This is a genomic window from Marinomonas gallaica, from assembly GCF_001639745.1.
Classification (GTDB): Bacteria; Pseudomonadota; Gammaproteobacteria; order Pseudomonadales; family Marinomonadaceae; genus Marinomonas; species Marinomonas gallaica.
This window is the reverse complement of the sequence record NZ_LTAX01000002.1, coordinates 81,555-100,456: the sequence shown is the minus strand read 5'-3', so window position 1 is coordinate 100,456 and position 18,902 is coordinate 81,555. Positions and strand designations below refer to the sequence as shown.

Here is an 18,902-nt window from a genome sequence, read left to right as displayed (position 1 = left end):
TGTAGTATGAATCCAATTCCAACAGATGTGTGCTGCCTTGCTGATTACGAACGTCATGCGCAGACCATTTTGTCTGAGCCAACTTGGGCCTATCTATCTGGGTATTCGATGGATGGCTTCACTCATCAACGTAACCGGACAAAGTTAGACGAAGTGCTTGTGCAGCAACGTATTCTGACGGAAAGTCTAGGGCAAGGTGACTGTCGTCAGACCCTATTCGGCACCGAGCTGAGTATGCCACTGCTGATCGCACCATTAGCGTACCAAAAATTAGCCAGCTCGATGGGCGAGTTAGGTAGTGTGCAAGCAGCGGCAGCTCAAGAGGTAGGCTTTTGTTTATCGACTTTGGCAAGTTCGACGATTGAACAGGTTGCCGATGTGGCGCCGCAGTCAAAGCGATGGTTTCAGTTATACTGCCAACCCAGTTTAGACGACACGCTGACACTCATACGACGCGCAGAGTCGTCAGGTTATCAGGCCATTGTTGTGACGGCCGATGCGCCGATTAATGGTGTACGCAACGCGGAACAAAGGGCAGGATTTGAACTGCCCGATGGAGTGCGTGCGGTGAATCTTGATGGCTTACCGCAGGCAGCGCAAGGCGATTCCGTGTTTGCTTGTTGGATGGGGCAAGCACCGGACTGGCAAACGCTCGCTTGGCTACGAGAACAAACGAGCTTGCCGATTTTACTGAAAGGCGTCATGCATCCTGCAGACGCGAAATGTGCTGTAGAGCTTGGCATCGACGGTTTGATTGTGTCGAATCATGGTGGTCGAGTTCTGGACAGTCAGCCTGCGACTATTGAGGTGTTGCCCGCCATTCGTGCGGCTGTGGGGGCGACGCTTCCTGTGCTGCTCGACAGTGGAATTCGCCGTGGTAGTGATATTTTTAAAGCAATCGCGTTGGGGGCTGACGCTGTCTTATTAGGGCGTCCAGTATTTTATGCTCAAGCCGTTGCTGGGCCGTTGGGCGTTGCTCACTGTTTGCGTATTCTTCGAGATGAGCTAGAAGCAACCATGGCGTTGTGTGGTTGTGCGACCGTTCAGGACATCAACCAAGACTGTCTTTACACAACTTTTTAGCCTACTTCCTCTCCTATGATGTGTGGTGTCAGACCCTAGTTGGTCTGGCTCCATTGACGTAGCAAATTGTGGTACACCCAGATCAAGTTTTGAATGCGTTCGTCGTCAGGCATGTCTGTTCTAAGTGATTGAATGGTTTGGTCTAACTGATGCAAGGTACGGCGCTGTTCGTTATCGCCAACCAGACTTTGTAACCAAAAGAACGAACTCACACGGGCGCCTTTTGTCACCGGGTTGACCCGATGGATACTGGTTGATGGATAAAGCACCATATCGCCTGCCGGAAGCTTTATCTGCTGTGTGCCAAACGTGTCTTCAATGACCAGTTCACCGCCTTCATATTCATCTGGATCGCTGAAAAACAAGGTCATTGAAAGATCTGTGCGAATCTTGACGGGCGTATTGGGCACCTGACGAATGGCATTGTCCACATGAAAGCCAAACTGGCCGCCGCCTTCGTAGCGATTGAACATGGGCGGAAAAATTTTGGCCGGTAACGCGCTGCTCATAAAATCTTCCCGTTGGCCAATCGTCTGTAAAATAAAATCTCCGAGCTTGCGTCCGAGCGGGTCCTCTTGGCTCAGTTGCAAGTTGGACTTTTGCTGGTGTGAAGCATTGCCAGCGGTCAACTTACCGTCTTGCCAATTGGCCTGGTCCAGCGCTTGACGAATGTCTTTCACTTGCTCTGGTGTCAGAACATTTTTTAGGTGCAATAGCATGATGTCGAACTCATATTGAAGGCGTTATAAAGTGTAGAAACGGCAAAGCAGCCGTGTAGAAGTAACACGACTGCTTTGCAAGAACGAAGAAAGGGGAGTGACTTCGCTCTTATTTGATGCCGAGAATGCGACTTAGAAGTCGTATTTTACAGACACTTTTACATTACGTGGATTGCCAGGTTTAAAGTGCCCTTTGGCGCTGTAATCGGTCGCGTAACGTTCGTCAGTTAAGTTGCTGACGTTTAGTTGAGCCGACAGGTTTTCTGTAAAGGCATAACCTGCCATAGCGTTCACTAGCGTGATATCACCGGTGGTGAAGTAAACTGTGTTACGACGCCAGAAATCGTTGCCAGATTGGTATTCTGCACCTGCACCGAGTGTCAGTGGGCCAGAGGCATAGGTCATCCATAGGGCCGCCGAGTCATCTGGTGCAGCCGTAAGACCGTTACCTTCGGCTTCTGGATTACTGTAGTTCTCCGTTACTTTTGCATCTTGGCGCGTGTAACTTGCAGTAATGGCCAGTGCGTCCGTGAGTTGGCCAGTTGCGGACAGCTCGAAGCCTTTGCTTTCTTGCTCACCTGATGTAGCGAGCTGCTCGTCGATGGTGTCATAGACGTCTTTCGTTGTTCTGAACACAGCGGCGCTCAACAATAGGCGGTCGTCCAGTAGTTCCCATTTTGTACCCAGTTCAGTGGTCATCGACTCAAGTGGATCAAGCGATGTGTATTCGCTCACTTGTTCAGCGTTACGGCCATTTAATGATAGGTTGTTACCATTAGGTTCTTGGTTGTTAGCTACCGATAGGTAGATACTTCCATTGCGTGTCGGTTTGAAGTTGATCGATGTATTCCAGCTGAATAAGTTGGCATCAGACGACGCACTGACTGAGGTAGCGCTGTCACCACGACCAACGTTTTGCGTGCTGTCGACGTCGTAGTTTTCAAGACGCGCGCCAGCGGCAACTTGCCAATGTTCATTTAACGTAACGGTATCGTGGAGGTAGGCGGCTAGGCCATTGGCGGTCGCATCTTTTGAGTAGCCATCGATACTGTAGTTACCAGTCGCTGTAATCTCACCTGGATTCAGTGGGTTATACGACTCTTTTGAGTAGCTGTAACCGGATAAATCAACGTTCGGTGTCTTCTGGCTTTCGCGATACGCTTCAGCGCCAATGACGATGTCATGGCGCACATTCCCCATGTATTTTTCGCCAATGAAATCAAGTTGAGTCACTAACAGTTGGTTTTTGCTGAAATCTGTTTTTGGGAAAACTAAGCCGTAATTCCCCGTATAATCTGGGTTGTTACGGTCGCCTAAGTTCTCAGGCCAAGGGCGGTGAATGATGGATTTTGTTTCGGTCTCGCCAAAGCGTGTTTGACTGCGTAGGTTCCACTCTGGGCTCAACTTATGGTTGATAATAGCGGTCACAACGGTGGCATCGAGTTCTTCAAAGTCACGACCTTTTACGCCGTAGTAGTTACTCCAGTATTCTTCGGGCAACGTGCCTTCTGGAATACCCAGTGCTGCACTGGTTTGTTCGGTGATGAAAGGCAAGCCGATGACAGGCGTGTTGTCCTGTTTTGTGTGTAGGAAGTTAATCGTGAAATCCGTATCTTCACTCAGTCGTTCAAAGTAAGACGGTGCAATGGCGTAGCTTTTGTATTCTTCTTCGCCATTATCCCAGTAGTCGCCACCTTGTTCTGCCATGAGGTTTAAACGAATCGCACTGTCTTCAGACAAAACTTTGTTAAAGTCACCTGTTAAGCGTTTGGTATCACCTTCGTCGTATGAGGCGTTGATGCTGTTTTTGTCGCCTCGAAGATGCGCGGCTTTAGAAACTAGGTTTACCGAGCCCCCAGCAGAACCTTTGCCATAGATCGAGCCATTAGCGCCTTTTGCTACTTCAACTTGTTCGATGTTGAACGTATCGCGGCTGTAGCCCGCGACATCACGGATGCCATCAGAGTAAATGCTGCCGTTGGCATCGAAACCACGAATGGTGACATTGTCAGAGGTATTGACGTTACCGCCACCGCCTTCACCTGCACCAAAGGTTGAAACACCAGATACATTACGCAGTGCGTCTTCTAATGAAGTGACTCCTTGGTCTTCCAATACTTGCTCGTTCACAACGTTAATGGTTTTTGGTGTATTGACCATTTCTTGAGTGAACTTAGGGCTTGATGGCGCTTCTGCTTTGTAGCCTTTTTCAGAGCTATCAATGACTTGGATACGATCCAATGCAACTTGGTTATCGGCAGCAAATGCTGGCGCGCTCATTAATGCTAGAGCGGAACCTACAGCGATTGCGATCGGAGCCACTTTGAATGGCGTAGTATTGTAAGAGTTTGAGTTCTTCATCGAGTTATTCACACCAGTAATGTTTTAAAAATAGAGGCTACATATAATTGAGAAGCAAATGCTAAATGATAATTGTTACTATTGGTAGGTATTTCTTACAATTTCTTTGTGTAATCTGCATAAAAAAGACGATTTTGACAGAGGAAACGAGAGTAACCTCTGTCAAAGAGGGGTGAAGTAAGGTTAAGGAGTCGGTAGCTGAGTCAAATTGTCTTGCCAGCGACGGATAAAGTCGCGTTTGCTATAGCGACTAAAGTCATCGATTTGCCAAGTATTTTCACCCGCTTTGGTATCGATGATAAGAGTTTTCAAGTTGTCTACTTCATCCAAATCAAGCGTTGGTAGCATTAAGCCTTGGCTAAACGGCGAGACGGACGCTTTAGCATCAATTAGCGCATCAAAGCCTGACATTAGTAGCGCGTCGTCGATATCCAACGCCAGTTGACGCAAAGCGGTGCTAGTGGCTCGGAAATTACGGTTAATTTGCTCGGCTTCATCTGGCCACAGAGCAATCAAGTCGCGTTTTAAAATCCCCAGCATAAGCAGGGCATTATTCGTGTTTAGCCAAAAGTACTCATCAGGCTGTTGAGTCGCCACGCGCTCGCCAGCGGGGATCAGAGCTTGGGCAATATCGATTGGCACAATGTGTATATTACGACTGCGTAAGGGCTTGTAGAACGCCAGTTCAGGTCGAAGTGAACTAATATTCACAATGGCATCGAAGTGGGGCATTGGCTCGGTCTCATTACGGTTGAGCCAGCTAGGGATACGGTTAATCGGCAGTCGTGTTGGCGGTAGGTAAGTGACTTCAATTTCCGTATTTTGCAATAATGCTTGGCTCATGCTGTGAGTGATGGGCGCTACCGTTGCGACGTTAGCGGCCACAGCCCAATGAGTCATTAACAGTAAAAAACTAGAGAGTATTACGCGCATGCGGTGGAGCCTCCTTTACGCAGAGAGTAAATAGAAATAGCGACGATGAACCAAACACAAGCGACTAAAATAATCGCAGGACCGGTGCCAATGGCCCATTTCATATGCATGGGCAGCAGCACACCGACTAACGCGCTGGTGGTGGCAATCAAAACAGAGAGTCCCACCATGCCGCGTAAATCCTGAGCAATGAGGCGAGCACTGGCCGCAGGTATCAACAGTAAGGCACCCACTAAAATCGCACCGATGATTTTTACAGCGGCAACCGTCACTAAGGCAATTAACAGAACAAAGCCGTAATCGTGCAGGGTGACTGATATACGTCGAGACTGGGCAATATCAGGGCTTAAGGCGTTTAAAAAAGCATGGTTGGCGCTAAACCATGCCAACCCCATGACGACCAGAGTAATGGCGGATAAGATAATTAAGTCGTAAGCAGAAGCGGTCAAAATGGAGCCAAACAACACTTGCTCGACTAAGTGTGCATTGATTTTTTTCGCGACGAACATCAGCAGAGCGGCCCCCAGCGCTAACGCAAACGCCAAAAATACGCCGATGAGCGCATCATAAGGTACAGTCGTTCGGCCGCGCACCCATTGAAGAGTCAGTGCAAATAAAATCGAAAAAGCAAACAGGCTAATCCAAGGCTCGGTCACAGGCTCTCCCATTAAGATGCCAATAGAGACGCCAGTCAACGCGCTGTGGCCGACCGCTTCGGATAAAAAGGCAAGGCGCTTTACCACCACTAAGGTGCCTAATAACCCAAGCAACGGGCCGATCATCAGGCAAGCTAGAAACGCATTGACCACGAAGCCATAGCCAAACATGCTTGGTAATAAACCACTGTCTACGAGATGGGAAAATGCCGAATGAATACTAGCTAGCATGACGAAGACCTATCATCGGCACTTGTAGGGACTGTAAAACGGAATTGGGTTCGCCGTGCGCCTGAAGTGTGCCATCTATCCAAGACAAGCTATCGCAGTATTGTTGTAAGATTTGCCAATCGTGTTCGATCATAATAATGGTGCCGCCGTCGGCTTTAAAATTCATCAGGATTTCTAAAATCTGCTCGCGACCGTATTTATCCACACCGGCGAGTGGTTCATCGAGCAGTAAAACATGGGGGCGATTAAGCAGAGCGCAGGCCAATAAAACGCGTTGTCGTTCACCTGAAGATAAGGTGCCGAGACGCTTACTGAGTAACCCTTGAATACGTACTTTTTCAACTACGGCCGCGATTTTTGGATCCCCTTTAAAGCGAAGCCACACTGGACGCTTGTCACAATGCATACGTAAAAAATCGAGAGCAGTCACGGGTAACGAGGCATCAAAGGGAGACAGTTGCGGCATATAGCCAATGGCATCACGACCTTCTGGCCAATGCAGCTCAATAGTGCCTGAATGATTGTGTAAACCTGCGATGGCTTTAAGTAACGTGCTTTTGCCGCCGCCGTTGGGGCCCGCAATGCCATGCCAAAGTCCGCCATCTAATGACAAGTCCATAGCGCTGAGTAATGTCATACCTTTTACGGCTACCGTTAGGTTAGCCAGATGTAAGCTTGGGCCTTTGATCATTGCAGTGCCTCGGCAAGCTTGGCGAGGTTGTTGCCCATCTCACGTTCGACTTGGTCTTTGCTGTAGTCGCCGTGTGTCATGTGGCTAAAGTAATAAACCTTTATGCCGGTTTCCCGTTCGATCAAATCGACATAGCGGTTTTCCATGTTCAGCTCGGTAAATAATACATCAATGTTTTGCTTACGGATGGTATCGATGGTGTCTTCTAACTGAGAGGCTGTCGGTGACACACCGTGTGCCGGTTCAATGACGGCCGATACCGTCAATCCGAACTCTTGCAGTAAATAGGCGTACGCCCCATGGGTACTGGCAATTCGAAGATTGCTAACGTCTTTATCCAGTAGGGCTTGTTGCACGGGCGTTTTCAGCGCGCGCAGCGTCTTGGCGTAAGCCAATGCATTTTTGAGGAAGTAGGTTTTATTATCAGGGTCCAACTCACCTAAGGCTTTGGCAATGGTGTAGACCTGACGAATGCCGGCGTCGATAGAGACAAAAGAATGTGGGTTTACTTTTTCATCGTGACCAATCAAGGGCACATCTTTATTGGCATAGATTACGGTTAGATTGTCAGGTTGAAGACGGTCAACGGTATTGGTAGCAAATAGATCATGTCCAATGCCGTTCACAACCAGCGCATCAAGGCTGTTTAAACGCTCGATATCGGCGGGACTGAGCTGATAATTATGTGGATTGAAACCAGCTTCAACTAACGGTAGCACATCGCCACGATCGCCAAGAATGTGGCTAACATAGGAATAGTAAGGGTGCAAAGTGATGCCCACTTGCAGTCGAGCGCTTGCGTGTGTGCTGATCAAGACAAGTAGGCTGAGCAGTAAATATCGCATGGAAAGTCCTATTGGTTAAGCGAGTGCCAAGTAAGCGGTGCATGACAGTCTGCGGGCTGGTCTGTTACGGCCCAATGAGCATCCCAAGTGTCGTCATGGCGTTCGATGATAAACAGGTATTGTCCCTGTAAAAGCGTGAAACAGCGCTCTTCTTGTTGCTGAAAACGTTGCCCGTTGAGTGCGGGCAGAGGCAGATCACCTAGCTGATAAGGCTCTGACAACATGCCCGCTTCTTCAAGTAGAGTGATTTCTTCGATAGCATTGCTGATTTGTGTGGCCATATTGCTTAGTGAAGTAGGCAATTCAGGCACGGTTTGTCCGTCGGCCTTTTGAATAAGCGACAATAAAGTCATTGCTGTCGCTATGATGGCCGCGCAGATCAGCAGAAAATTGCGCGTTTCCCCGCGGCCATTGGCAGGTAAAATCACTTCAATCTCAGAACTCGGCATAGTCAAACTCTGCCGGATCTTCGTGCCCTGGATCGAACATTAGATAATATTCGCCGTCAGGTTGTGGCAAGCGAATTTGTCCTGCCTTATCGGTTGTGAGTTGCGTCAGCAGCTCTTCATCGTAGCTGCGTACTTCAACGGTTTCACCGTAAGCAAGCGAACCATCGCTGTAGGCTGCGGTGCATCGCACCTCTTGCTGTAGCAGTACACAATCGAGTGTTGGGTAGTGGGCCATGGCTTTGCTCGAAAGCAAAGCCACTAGGCTACCCATGAGTAAGGTAGCTTTGGTCATTATTCGTATACCACTTCAAAGGTGTAAAACACGGTGTAAAAGGCTTTATCTGCGTTGTCGCCTGCTTCGTCACTTTGGTAACCAAAAGTAGCGGCGTAACGCCCGGCGTTTTCAAATTCGACACTGGCCATGCCTTTAGCGTCAGTTTTAAGTGTAATAGGCTCTAATTCACCATTATAGAGACCGGCTTCAGCTTTAATGGTGATGTCCACGCCCTCTACGGCTTTGCCATCTAACATGGCTTGAAACTCAATTTCTTCACCATTGATGTAATCGGCTGGATGCGTCACAGGAATGATTTCGAACCCTTCATTTGATGGCTCTAGTACTGCATTAGTAGGCATTTTTGCCGTTACGAATGACATGCCATAACGGTTCATTTTCACCGTTTCGATGTTTTTCGCATCCGCTGGAATTTGGTCTTGTACTTCCGCTCGAGTACCACGTAGGCGTTTGTGAGTGTCACGTTTACCAATGGTGTAGCTTGTCATGTACATCGGCTCAGTGCTGCCGTAGACGATTTTGTAAGTGCCATCGGTTTGCATCGGCAAATCAAAAGAGGTACGAGAAGCACTTTTGACGACGGTACCAATGTTGCGAATAGGTTTGCCATCTGCGCCGTATACATTGATGTTATCTACGCCAACAGGCTTATCAAAGCGAAACACACCGTGGGAAGCGGAGATATCGACTGCAACCGTCGCAGGTGCTTTTGTGATTATGGATTTTGATGGCATGATCATCAGTTCGTGAGCCATTGCACCGCTTGCTGCTAATAAACCTAGAGCGCATAAAGTCGCTTTAAACATAAGTATTCCTTAAATGTGTTTAGTTAATCGTAATGAGAATGTCGCCCAGCTCATCTTCGGCGGGAATGCGGTACTGTTGGTGGCCATCCGTTGTATCAATTTGGGTTTTCATTAAAGAGCGGCCTCCGTTTTCGCGGGCCGCTTCGAAATATAAGGTGAAAGTGTCCCATTCATCGTTGATCTCAAAGGTTTTGCTGTATTGCCCTGGCCCTTTTGTCGCGCCGGTTAAACCGTCCATTTGATGATCGTAGCGACCGATCTTGCGCCACCAGCGGCGTAGGTCGGATAACCATTTGTCTTTCTCACCCTGTAGGTGCCAGACCAATAGGTGCTCAGCATTACGACCATTTTCGGCCCAGATCGCCACGTAAGGTTTGGCGTAACGCTCGGCATCAGGTTGTGGAATGTTGAAAGTCACATCCACTGTGGTGGCGTGCGTGATGCTCGCCATACCGAGTGTGGCCGCAAGCAGCGTTTTATTAACTAATGAGCGCATAAAGCTCTCCTTTAATGCATCAAATAAACAGCCATCACCATGACCACAGAACCCAAACTCACCCAACTAAGGGTGGTGGTTCGTTGCAAGGTGTTGGCCAATAAAAGCCACAGGCCAGACAGACAAAAGACCAGCATACACAGGCCGGCAATGTCGGATAACCAAAGCCAAAACCCATTAACATGTTTGCCGCGGTGCAAATTGTTGAGCATTTCCAAAAAGGGCAGGTGACGTATAAACACCTCTGCAACAGCCTCTTCGGGATACACTTCTACGGCATAGCTGCCTTGAGGCCCGTCTAAATGCAGTAGTAATAACTGCTCATCCAATGCCCACGTGATTTCTATGTCTACGCCATGAATCGCGTATGTTTGATCTAGCCACGTCAACACGCTCAATGCGGTATAAGTAGATTCATGGTCCCACTCTAACTCTGACAACGTACTCGGTAAGTCCAGAGTTTGGCTGGATTGATCTGTGGCGCCTAAATTCCAATTGCCGTGATTCAGTAACACTCCCGTTAACGCAAAAAAAATCATCAGCAGTAATACAGGCGCTGCGCTGTAAATATGTAGCCAGCGAGCCCAGCGATTTAGTGCAATAAAAGGGCGTGTCATAAACGGAAGTAATCTTATTTGTAAATTATTCGCCAATGATAATCGCTATCATTAATAATATGCAATATAATACGAATAATTATCAGATAGATTTACATAGGTTTACGGAGAGAACGGTGTCTTGGTGGTTTACAAAACTTATTCAGCAGTTAAATCGCATGATGTATATGGCCGGTGGGGTAGCATTGTTTATCTTGCTGTATGTGTGGAGCGTGCTCAGTGCCAGCAAGACGGTTGAGGCTCCGCTAGAGGCTCGTATTCCCGAGCATCCGCTCTTTTCGTTAGCTGAGCACTCGGTCTATCGGTTTAGTCATAATTTGGTGGCACAAGTGGATCATGATGTATTGGGGTATGTTTTCTCGACGCAAGAGTGGTATTGGTTAAAAGGACTTTCGTTAATCAGTCAGTGCCTGTTATGGGGAGTGATTGTCATAGGTCTGCTGGCATTAACGTCAGCCCCCATACGACGTTATGGCTTTTCCATGGTGCTTATGGCGGCTGTAGTATTGAATTCCCGTGTGTTTGACTTAGATAATCAGGCTTCCATTCACCCTTGGTGGGCATTATTTCTCATTATAATGCCGATGCTCGCCGTGTACGTTGATATTAAAAAGCAGTTGCCAATGCGGCCAGGTCAGCGACTGGCACTGATTGCCTATGCCAGCCAAACCGGCAGCGCGAAACGCTTGGCTGAGCAGTTGCATGAAACGGCTCAGTCTTTGTTGGACGTGCGTTGTATGTCGCAGTTAACAACACAGCAGTTATTGAGTTATCAAAAAGTCTTCTTTGTGGTGAGCACTCAGGGCAATGGCGATGCGCCCGATACCGCACATAGCTTTTTACGAGACATAAAGAAACAGACAAAGAGCAACATCGACACCGAGTTCAGTGTATTGGCACTGGGTGATCGTACCTATAATACGTTTTGCGCCTTTGGTCACCAGCTCACTGACTTGTTGCGTCAAAAGGGTTTTAAATTAGCCTTGCCGACGCAAGAAGTGGATCGAATGGATGTGTCGGCTGTCGATCACTGGTGGCAGCAAATTTGTGGTCGATTGGGGATTGTGAGTGATACCGTTTCAATGCAGTACGACACGTTTACGGTGGTGAGCAATGAATGCTTGAACCCCATGCAGACACATCGTCATGTTCATCGAATTAGGCTGTATTGTTCAGGTGCTCGCTATCGCGCAGGAGATCTGCTGGCGGTACAGGCAGATGAGACGAATGAGCCTGAACGCCTCTATTCGATAGCCTCTTATGAAAAAGACTATGTGGAGTTGTTAGTACGACGGCATTTGCGCTCAGATGGTCACGTTGGTCTAGTTTCCGGTAGATTGAGTGCCATGGAATCAGGCGACCTTGTTAAGGCCAGTATTCGGGAGCATGAAGCGTTTCATCTGGTGGATGATGTGCCCTTGATCATGATTGGTGCAGGAACAGGATTAGCGCCGTTCGTGGGCTTTTTAAAACAGAAACAAGCATGGCAAAGTCAGACGCCTAGTTGGTTGATCTTTGGTGAACAATACGCGCAATATGATGACTATTTTTCCCACGATCTTAAAGCACTGAAGCATTCTGGTGTTCTCACTCGAATGGACTCAGCGTGGTCTCGACCAGATGGCGACTATGTACAAACACTTTTGAAAAGGCATCAAGCAGAAGTTCGTCAATGGTTAGCGCAGGGGGCGCATATTTATGTCTGCGGCAGTCGTGAAGGGTTTGGTAATGAAGTCTGTCATACGTTACAGCAGATCCTTTCAGACACCTATTTTGAAACGCGTTTGCACACGGATTTGTATTGATCGACGAAGAAAGACTGACATATTGCAAAAAAAAGCGGATGACAAAGCATCCGCGCAAACTCGGTTTTGTATTACCTAATCGGTTACAGATCAAATCTCTTCATCGAGCAGGTAAGATCGGAGCAATGCGTCCGATGAGCTAATTATAAACGATTATTTGAAAAAGTTAATGTAAAAACAAGAATTGTTCTCATTAGAATAATTTATAGGTCTAACTGAATTGATCCTAGACCTAAATCGGCAACAGGCTAATCCTGTTGCCAAGCCCCTTGATAGAATCGACTGATGCTCTGTTCATCCCACTGGAATACATAAAGCCACTGATTGTCGATCAGCTGCTGCAGTAATTCATGTTTGGCGACGATGGACTCGATGAACGGCTTGGGGGCACGGATGTACACGGCTAAGCGTTGCGGTGTATGCATCCATTGTTGGCCATCGTGCAACGACTGCATGGCAAGACCGACGCGTAGGTCGCCGCCATTGCCCTCAAACACACCAATATGATCGCCCACGGCGTTATGCAGAACTTTATTACCACTGCCAAACTTAAAGTTATCGGTGGTGGATAAGTTGTATTGCATATTAATCCAATGTGTCACCAGCATCGGTGCTGTCATAAGACGCTCTAAGATATCAGCGTCAGAGTCTTGTTCGAAATCATAATCATGCAAAAAGCTACGGCCGTTTAAATCCAGGTTTCGAGTGTACTGACGCGGTGCGATGATAAAGGCGTTGTTGTCCGCCAACCCCCATTCAGGGCGTGTTTGTGACCAGTCTTTGGCACGGCGCAAATACGCAGCATTACGCTCTTCTCTATCCATGTTGAGTAACGCTTGATCCACTTTTACCGCGCGTTCTTGTTGCGCTAAGTAAGTCGCTTGCATGAGCCAGTCAACGACCGTTGGATCGTTGACCTCGTTGTAGCAGGTAATATGATCTGTAATAGTATTGTGCAGCGCAGCCACAAACTGGGTTTGATCCGGAATGGAATAGCCCATCGGTTTCAGCGCCTCGCGCACTTTGAGATTGTTCAGTAACTGAGCCAAAACACGGACGTTGATTTCACCGGTTTGACCGCCACATGCGCCGCATTCCAAACCAGCACTTTGTAAGTTATTACAGCTGTGACTCCCGTGGCCCACAAGGAGAATTGTACTGGAAAAATGACGCAACCCCATGGTATCCAGCACACCTTTGGCGAGTTCGGCTTGGTCTTGAATGTCCAGTGTTCGACCTTGGCGAGTCAGGGTCCAATGGCTGCCGTGCGTCGGTGATAAAGCATGAGAGGTATCGCCTTTTAGGTTTTTCTTAAACAACTTAAAGGCGTACCACCAGCCCATGGACTCCACCATAGAGAACGTTCCTGCAGCGGCGTTGCCCCAACGGTTCCAGCTAGCAGACCGGTTGTCTTGGGCCAGTTTTTCTTCGTCTGCCTGGCTTTCAACGACTCGAATAGCAGGGGGTAAAAGTCCTGGTAACTGTGGGCGTGCGACTTGCGTACCGGCTTGCTCGTATTCGATAGGCAGACCAAAAAAGCCAGCAAAACCATATGTTTCAATGCTGCTACTTTGTTGTTCCAGTGCTCGACGATACACTTCTGAGCGTACATCAATGCAAAAGATCGCCTGCATAGCTGGCGTATCAGGAAGGTTGGCATTGACGTCGATTAACTGCTGTTGAAGTGCTTGTTGCTCACTGAGTTCTAATGCTCGTGCCCAAATACGTGGGATCGCCAGGGCTTCGCTGTGTTGTTCACGCAGTTCATTTAAATGGTGCGATTGTTGTTTCCAACGTTCCGCTAGGAGGCCAAAGTCTTCAGGGCTGCGTTTTTCTAAATAGCGCCAAACGACTAATTCCCATGCGAGTTTAATGGCTAGCAAGGAGCGTACATCATCCTGTTGTTGTCCTACTTTTTCTGCTTCAAAAGCGCGATACGCCAAATAAGAGCCCCAGCCATTAATGTCGAGCAATAAGGCTTGTCCGTATTCAGCTAAGGTACTTTGAGGAATATGGAGTGTAGTAATTGCTTCAAAAAAGAGTGCTTCTTGATCTTCTGGAAGTGCCGCGAATTCTTGTTCTAATTTGGCTTCCGACATAATAATCGCCAAACCACGATCCAAGCGCGATACCTGTAACCAATGCTGGTAAAGATTGAGTGACTGCTGGCGATATTGACGCTGTAGCATGGGGCGCTGCTGTTGGTAATGGGCGGCACAGAACTGACTGATTTGGTGAGTGATCTCATCGTGCCATGACATTTTATGATGGCTACGGGTCAAGTCGGCCCAATCAGCAATGTTACGCCAACTCTGGACACGGGCAGTCTCTTTACTCAAATACATGATCAGCGCTTCAGCCGACATGTGGACCCCGTATTCACTGGCTGCTTGCAGTAAACAATCATTTTGAATGCGACCTTGCTCATACCATTCTAAGTAGGTAGAGACAGGCATATGGCAGCGAATTCCTGCCAAAGTGGATACTTCGGTTGCCACCTTATCAAATGGCTGGCCAACGTTGTTCCACAGGGGATTAACCGCAATCATTCGATCTAAAGGCCAATTAGGTGCCAAGCATTGCGTCGCTTTTGTAATGGCTGCTTGTTGCGACTGAGTTAAAGAAGAGTGCGTCGTCATCATTATTTTTTCCAGCCTTTTGACAGATTAGGGAACAGCAACGCTACGCCATGGTGCTTGGCTTTAGAGTGTGCCGGGAGGGTCACAGGCCAGATTTTTAACGTGACTTTGGTAAACCACTCATCTAAATAAAGGCCTGCGAATAAGGTAATCGAGAAGCGACGTGTCCAACCTAAATGGGCGTAGTACCGAAGGCCGACGGCTAAGACGAACAATATGATAAACAAAGCGCATGCCCAGATATCTGCCAAGCTAAATGCCTGATTGGTGTGCTCAGCGACGTGACCAGATAGAAGCCAGCCAGTGGCTGTTTTTAATCCGCCGTATAAGATCGACAGTGCCAACGCAATCCCTGCTAAGCGTAGTAAAGACGAAGGCTGTGGTACGCTGCGCCATTGAGCAATCAGCAAGGTCAATGCTATTGCCATTAATAACCAAGGGCTAAAGGGGCCTTGATATCCCCAAAGCCAAATAGACAGGCCGACAGCGACCCCACTAAATACGAGCCCCGCTCCCCAAGCCAAGGCGTTAGGCGTTTCATCCGGCGCAATTTTGCGTAACAAATATTCGTGTACCGCGTTGCTTGAATTTAAAAAGGCATGAGCTTTATAGACCGAGTGCGTCATTAAATGTAGAACGGCTAATTCGTACAGGCCGAGAGCACACTCTAAAAGCATCAAGCCCATTTGTGCACTGGTAGACCAAGCGAGACGCACTTTGACACTGATTCGGGTGGTCATGATCAAGGCACTAAATAAAGTCGTTAACCCCGCAACAATCAATAGTAACCAAATCGCAGCGTTGCTTAGATGAAGCAGTGGGTAAAATGCTAATACAAGGTAGCCACCTAAATTAATGATGCCTGCGTGCAGCAAGGCACTGACGGGAGTCGGGGCCTCAACGACTTGCATTAACCAGCCATGCACTGGTAACTGCGCGCACTTCATTAGTGCCGCCATGGCAATTAAGCAGGCTGCGATCTGCTCTGTAAGTGACAGCGTTCCCTGCATCTGACTCATCAGTTGAGTTAAATACCAAGTGCCATGTTCAAGATAAAGTAGCGAAAAAGCCGTCAACAGGGACAGTTCAGCGATACGCGCAAGGATAAACTTCTTATGGGCTGCAAGAATGGCGCGAGGACGTTCTGGGTAGAAGGTAAGTAAGAAGTGCAGTCCTAAACTAATGCCTACCCAGCCAGCCCAAAACGTTAGTAAATGGTTGCTGCTTAAGGTCAGCGTGACGGCCGATAACGTTAGCATCAGCCAGCGATAATATTGCGCCACACGGGGCTCACCGGCCATGTAATGTTGTGAAAACTGCACTAAAATCCACGCCATAAATACGACTAAAACCAGCATTAAGGCGCTTAATAGTGAACCATGAAATGGGGCGTCGGGGCTTGGTGTAATGAACAACCAGGAGGTAAGAATAGCGATGAGCAAACATGGCGCAAGACGAGCGCCCCAAAGTGCAATGCTTGCCGCATGATCACGTAGTTTGGGTAAACCACATAAAACCCCTGTTACAGCAAACAGAGCAGGCAGTAAAAAAGTCATGAAGGTCATTTTTTCGTCTTACCTAGCCAATAAATGAAAGTTGGCGTCAGTATGCAGAGAGTTTAAAGTTAATAAAAATACATATATTCTAATAAAACGTTCTGTTTTGGTTATGTATTTGCAACGCCTAAGAGGAAGCTTCATGGCGCGTCTTAATTATCATCACCTGTATTATTTTTGGCGTGTCGCCAGCATCGGCCATTTAACACAGGCCGCTGAGCAGTTACACGTTTCTCAATCCGCTTTGTCTGCTCAAATCAAACAGTTGGAAAGCAAAATAGGCCAACCGTTGTTTGAGCGCGAGGGACGTCGTTTAGTGCTAACGGATGTGGGAAAACGGGTGCAACTTTATGCCCAAGATATTTTCTCCACTGGTGAGGAACTAGAGCAGTTTTTGAAAAGTGGTAATACCCATCACACGCACCTGAATATCGGGGTTGAAACCCACTTGTCGCGTAACTTTATCGAAGCGTTTATAACGCCTTTATTTGATGACCCAACGGTGACGTTTTCATTGTATGCACGCACCATGGGGGATTTGATGGATGGCTTAATTAACCACGAGCTAGACATCGCTTTAACCAACCGCGCAATCGCTAACGATGTGCACGGCGTGCTGTGGCAAAATCAATTGGTGGCGCGCCAGTCTGTGGCCATTGTTGGACCTTATGGTGAGCAGCCCAAACAGTCTTTTCCCCAAGGCTATGAAGATAAGAAGTGGATCCTCCCTGGGCGCAATATGGGCATACGCTCGATGTTTGAGTCGTTTTGTGCCACTCAACAATACCGTGCAGACATCAAAGCGGAAGTGGACGATATGGCGATGATGCGTTTGTTGGCGCGCGATAGTGGTTTTTTATCCGTCATGCCACCTGTGGTGGTAAAAGATGAGATCGAAGCTAAAAAACTTCAAGTGTATCAGGCGCTTCCACAGGCCTATGAACATTTCTATGCGATCTTATTACCGCGTAAATTCATTCCGGAAGTGCTGCTGCATTTGCTACGCAGCCAACAATTAGAATGACAAACTCACTGATACTTTGATACGTGCACTGTATATTGCAAGAGTATGGCTGTGATAATGCGAGCCTGGTAAATTCGGAGAACGTGTATGGATACCTTGGTTGCTGTTTTTCCAGTGGTTTTCCTTGTCTGGAGTATGACAAAGAAGCACCCATTGGCGGCGCACGTGGCGTTGCCATTAACCGCGTTGATTGTTGCGCTACTGCAAGAGTTTTATTTTAATGCCGAGTTACTGACGCTTGCAGCCAATGCTGTGGCAGGCAGCATGGCGGTGCTAACGCCGATTTCAATTGTCGCAGGTGCGATTTTGTTAAACCGTGTATTGGTGCTGTCTGGGGCGGAAGATGTGTTGCGACAATGGCTTGAAAGCATCAGTCAAAATGCTGTGGCGCAGATTATGATCATCGGCTGGGCGTTTGCTTTTATGCTTGAAGGCGCCTCGGGTTTTGGAACGCCTGCCGCCATTGCAGCGCCGATTTTAGTCGGCTTGGGGTTTCCCGCCATGCCTGTGGCTTTGTTAGCACTGGTTATGAACAGTGTGCCAGTCTCTTTTGGTGCGGTTGGAACACCTGCGTGGTTTGGTTTTGCTGCGCTCAATCTGAGCGAGTCAGAGCTGCTGGAAACGTCCCAGTGGACAGCTTTGATTCATCTCGTAGCAAGTCTGTTTATTCCCGTGATTGCACTGCGTTTTCTAGTCAGTTGGCAAACCATTCGCGCTAATCTTCTGTTTGTTCTGATCAGTGCGTTGAGTTGTACACTGCCTTATTATTTATTGGCGCAGGTGAATTATGAGTTTCCGTCGTTAATTGGGGGCGCGATAGGGTTATGCGGTTCGATCATAGCAGCGAAATATCGTATTGGATTGCAGCCTGAACCCAATAAATCGACCCTAACTTCTCCCGAGCCTTTGGCTACAAGCGCCATTCTTAAAGCATTGTCACCGTTTTTGTTATTAATCGTGATTTTGGTGGTGACGCGCATTCAGCAGCTGGGTTTGAAAGGCTGGTTAAACGAGGGCAGTCCATGGCTTACTTTCGGAGATGTTCAGATCAGCCAAGCGTTGATCGTCACTTGGTCTTCGATCCTTGGGACGGATGTGTCATGGTCTTATAAAACCCTATATGTGCCCGCCTTGATTCCATTTGTCCTGACGGTGCTGGTGTTAGTCCCCGTCTTATCGTTGAGCCAACGTCATCTATTTCAGGCCGTCGAAGAAACATGGCAGCGTATCAAGTTCCCCATTTTGGCACTGATGGGCGCGCTGATGATGGTGAACTTCATGATGCAAGGAGGAGATCAAGCACCGATTTTTATCATTGCCAATACGTTAGCCAGTACGATGGGGGCGAATTGGAGTTATGTTGCAGCGCTGCTGGGGGCATTGGGCTCGTTCTTTTCGGGCTCAGCAACGGTATCGAATCTTACCTTTGGTGGTATTCAATACAGCATTGCCGAGCAAACTCGTTTGCCGATTACACTGGTGCTGGCTTTACAGTCGGTGGGGGCATCCATGGGCAATATGATTTGTCTGAATAATATCATCGCGGTCTCGACGATCTTGGGTATTAAGAATCAAGAGGGCGCTATGATTAAACGCACCATCGTGCCGATGCTGGTGTATGCCGCTATTGCTGCGGTGATGGGTAAGCTGATTCTTATCTCTCTAATATAGAAAGCGAGTCGCTTTGTCGCTATGC

17 protein-coding genes are annotated in these 18,902 nt (G+C 48.0%); 4 read left to right on the top strand and 13 right to left on the bottom strand.

Features of this window, described 5'->3' with window-relative positions:
• Window positions 1-6: 6 nt before the first annotated feature.
• Window positions 7-1,083: an alpha-hydroxy acid oxidase gene (locus tag AYW76_RS02605; RefSeq protein WP_067215394.1), complete on the top strand. Its 1,077-nt coding sequence runs from the start codon at window positions 7-9 to the stop codon at window positions 1,081-1,083.
• Window positions 1,084-1,118: 35 nt separating this feature from the next.
• Here the strand turns inward: AYW76_RS02605 and AYW76_RS02600 are convergent, their stop codons facing one another.
• The 11 genes from AYW76_RS02600 to AYW76_RS02555 all read right to left on the bottom strand — a co-directional run bounded on the left by AYW76_RS02600 (window position 1,119) and on the right by AYW76_RS02555 (window position 10,182).
• Window positions 1,119-1,802, bottom strand: coding sequence for a Fe2+-dependent dioxygenase (locus tag AYW76_RS02600; protein WP_067215391.1), 684 nt, complete (start codon window positions 1,800-1,802; stop codon window positions 1,119-1,121).
• Window positions 1,803-1,934: 132 nt separating this feature from the next.
• Complete coding sequence (locus AYW76_RS02595; RefSeq protein WP_067215387.1) at window positions 1,935-4,163, bottom strand: TonB-dependent receptor; 2,229 nt, start codon at window positions 4,161-4,163, stop codon at window positions 1,935-1,937.
• A gap of 183 nt (window positions 4,164-4,346) precedes the next feature.
• On the bottom strand, window positions 4,347-5,096 hold the full coding sequence (locus tag AYW76_RS02590; protein WP_067215385.1) for a TroA family protein: 750 nt from the start codon (window positions 5,094-5,096) through the stop codon (window positions 4,347-4,349).
• Entirely contained in the window at window positions 5,087-5,983 is an 897-nt protein-coding gene (locus tag AYW76_RS02585; RefSeq protein WP_067215381.1) for a metal ABC transporter permease, read from the bottom strand. The genes AYW76_RS02590 and AYW76_RS02585 overlap by 10 nt, the downstream gene beginning before the upstream one ends.
• The gene (locus AYW76_RS18905; protein WP_082866092.1) at window positions 5,973-6,674 is read right to left on the bottom strand and encodes a metal ABC transporter ATP-binding protein; all 702 of its coding nucleotides are present in this window, start codon (window positions 6,672-6,674) and stop codon (window positions 5,973-5,975) included. Before AYW76_RS18905 ends, AYW76_RS02585 begins: the two co-directional genes overlap by 11 nt.
• Window positions 6,671-7,519, bottom strand: a complete 849-nt coding sequence (locus tag AYW76_RS02580; protein WP_067030132.1) for a metal ABC transporter solute-binding protein, Zn/Mn family — start codon at window positions 7,517-7,519, stop codon at window positions 6,671-6,673. Before AYW76_RS02580 ends, AYW76_RS18905 begins: the two co-directional genes overlap by 4 nt.
• A gap of 8 nt (window positions 7,520-7,527) precedes the next feature.
• Window positions 7,528-7,968, bottom strand: coding sequence for a hypothetical protein (locus AYW76_RS02575; protein WP_067215378.1), 441 nt, complete (start codon window positions 7,966-7,968; stop codon window positions 7,528-7,530).
• Window positions 7,955-8,260: a hypothetical protein gene (locus AYW76_RS02570; protein ID WP_067215374.1), complete on the bottom strand. Its 306-nt coding sequence runs from the start codon at window positions 8,258-8,260 to the stop codon at window positions 7,955-7,957. Before AYW76_RS02570 ends, AYW76_RS02575 begins: the two co-directional genes overlap by 14 nt.
• Window positions 8,260-9,069, bottom strand: coding sequence for a DUF4198 domain-containing protein (locus AYW76_RS02565; protein ID WP_067215372.1), 810 nt, complete (start codon window positions 9,067-9,069; stop codon window positions 8,260-8,262). Before AYW76_RS02565 ends, AYW76_RS02570 begins: the two co-directional genes overlap by 1 nt.
• A 19-nt stretch (window positions 9,070-9,088) precedes the next feature.
• Window positions 9,089-9,565 (bottom strand): DUF2271 domain-containing protein, encoded by a 477-nt coding sequence (locus AYW76_RS02560; protein WP_067215368.1) that lies wholly within the window; start codon window positions 9,563-9,565, stop codon window positions 9,089-9,091.
• A gap of 11 nt (window positions 9,566-9,576) precedes the next feature.
• Window positions 9,577-10,182 (bottom strand): PepSY-associated TM helix domain-containing protein, encoded by a 606-nt coding sequence (locus AYW76_RS02555; RefSeq protein ID WP_067215365.1) that lies wholly within the window; start codon window positions 10,180-10,182, stop codon window positions 9,577-9,579.
• Between the two features lie 116 nt (window positions 10,183-10,298).
• Here AYW76_RS02555 and AYW76_RS02550 point away from each other — a divergent pair, with 116 nt between their 5' ends.
• Window positions 10,299-11,987, top strand: a complete 1,689-nt coding sequence (locus tag AYW76_RS02550) for a flavodoxin domain-containing protein (protein WP_067215362.1) — start codon at window positions 10,299-10,301, stop codon at window positions 11,985-11,987.
• Window positions 11,988-12,235: 248 nt separating this feature from the next.
• On the opposite strand, the gene AYW76_RS02545 is transcribed toward AYW76_RS02550, so the two are convergent.
• Both AYW76_RS02545 and AYW76_RS02540 read right to left on the bottom strand, forming a co-directional pair.
• A complete protein-coding gene (locus AYW76_RS02545) occupies window positions 12,236-14,629 on the bottom strand; it encodes a YbcC family protein (RefSeq protein ID WP_231872532.1) in 2,394 nt (797 codons plus the stop codon).
• Entirely contained in the window at window positions 14,629-16,191 is a 1,563-nt protein-coding gene (locus AYW76_RS02540; RefSeq protein ID WP_067215359.1) for an NADH-quinone oxidoreductase subunit L, read from the bottom strand. Before AYW76_RS02540 ends, AYW76_RS02545 begins: the two co-directional genes overlap by 1 nt.
• A gap of 133 nt (window positions 16,192-16,324) precedes the next feature.
• Between AYW76_RS02540 and AYW76_RS02535 the strand changes: the two genes are divergently transcribed.
• A complete protein-coding gene (locus tag AYW76_RS02535) occupies window positions 16,325-17,206 on the top strand; it encodes a LysR family transcriptional regulator (protein ID WP_067215356.1) in 882 nt (293 codons plus the stop codon).
• A gap of 87 nt (window positions 17,207-17,293) precedes the next feature.
• A complete protein-coding gene (locus AYW76_RS02530) occupies window positions 17,294-18,877 on the top strand; it encodes an L-lactate permease (RefSeq protein WP_067215353.1) in 1,584 nt (527 codons plus the stop codon).
• Window positions 18,878-18,902: the final 25 nt, after the last annotated feature.

What these genes read in the sequence shown, in the direction of transcription:
- AYW76_RS02535 (WP_067215356.1), top strand. Translation starts at nt 16,325, where the DNA reads ATGGCGCGTCTTAATTATCATCACCTGTATTATTTTTGGCGTGTCGCC.
- AYW76_RS02580 (WP_067030132.1), bottom strand. Translation starts at nt 7,519, where the DNA reads ATGCGATATTTACTGCTCAGCCTACTTGTCTTGATCAGCACACACGCA.
- AYW76_RS02595 (WP_067215387.1), bottom strand. Translation starts at nt 4,163, where the DNA reads ATGAAGAACTCAAACTCTTACAATACTACGCCATTCAAAGTGGCTCCG.
- AYW76_RS02600 (WP_067215391.1), bottom strand. Translation starts at nt 1,802, where the DNA reads ATGCTATTGCACCTAAAAAATGTTCTGACACCAGAGCAAGTGAAAGAC.
- AYW76_RS02570 (WP_067215374.1), bottom strand. Translation starts at nt 8,260, where the DNA reads ATGACCAAAGCTACCTTACTCATGGGTAGCCTAGTGGCTTTGCTTTCG.
- AYW76_RS02605 (WP_067215394.1), top strand. Translation starts at nt 7, where the DNA reads ATGAATCCAATTCCAACAGATGTGTGCTGCCTTGCTGATTACGAACGT.
- AYW76_RS02530 (WP_067215353.1), top strand. Translation starts at nt 17,294, where the DNA reads ATGGATACCTTGGTTGCTGTTTTTCCAGTGGTTTTCCTTGTCTGGAGT.
- AYW76_RS02585 (WP_067215381.1), bottom strand. Translation starts at nt 5,983, where the DNA reads ATGCTAGCTAGTATTCATTCGGCATTTTCCCATCTCGTAGACAGTGGT.
- AYW76_RS18905 (WP_082866092.1), bottom strand. Translation starts at nt 6,674, where the DNA reads ATGATCAAAGGCCCAAGCTTACATCTGGCTAACCTAACGGTAGCCGTA.
- AYW76_RS02575 (WP_067215378.1), bottom strand. Translation starts at nt 7,968, where the DNA reads ATGCCGAGTTCTGAGATTGAAGTGATTTTACCTGCCAATGGCCGCGGG.
- AYW76_RS02590 (WP_067215385.1), bottom strand. Translation starts at nt 5,096, where the DNA reads ATGCGCGTAATACTCTCTAGTTTTTTACTGTTAATGACTCATTGGGCT.
- AYW76_RS02565 (WP_067215372.1), bottom strand. Translation starts at nt 9,069, where the DNA reads ATGTTTAAAGCGACTTTATGCGCTCTAGGTTTATTAGCAGCAAGCGGT.
- AYW76_RS02540 (WP_067215359.1), bottom strand. Translation starts at nt 16,191, where the DNA reads ATGACCTTCATGACTTTTTTACTGCCTGCTCTGTTTGCTGTAACAGGG.
- AYW76_RS02560 (WP_067215368.1), bottom strand. Translation starts at nt 9,565, where the DNA reads ATGCGCTCATTAGTTAATAAAACGCTGCTTGCGGCCACACTCGGTATG.
- AYW76_RS02545 (WP_231872532.1), bottom strand. Translation starts at nt 14,629, where the DNA reads ATGATGACGACGCACTCTTCTTTAACTCAGTCGCAACAAGCAGCCATT.
- AYW76_RS02555 (WP_067215365.1), bottom strand. Translation starts at nt 10,182, where the DNA reads ATGACACGCCCTTTTATTGCACTAAATCGCTGGGCTCGCTGGCTACAT.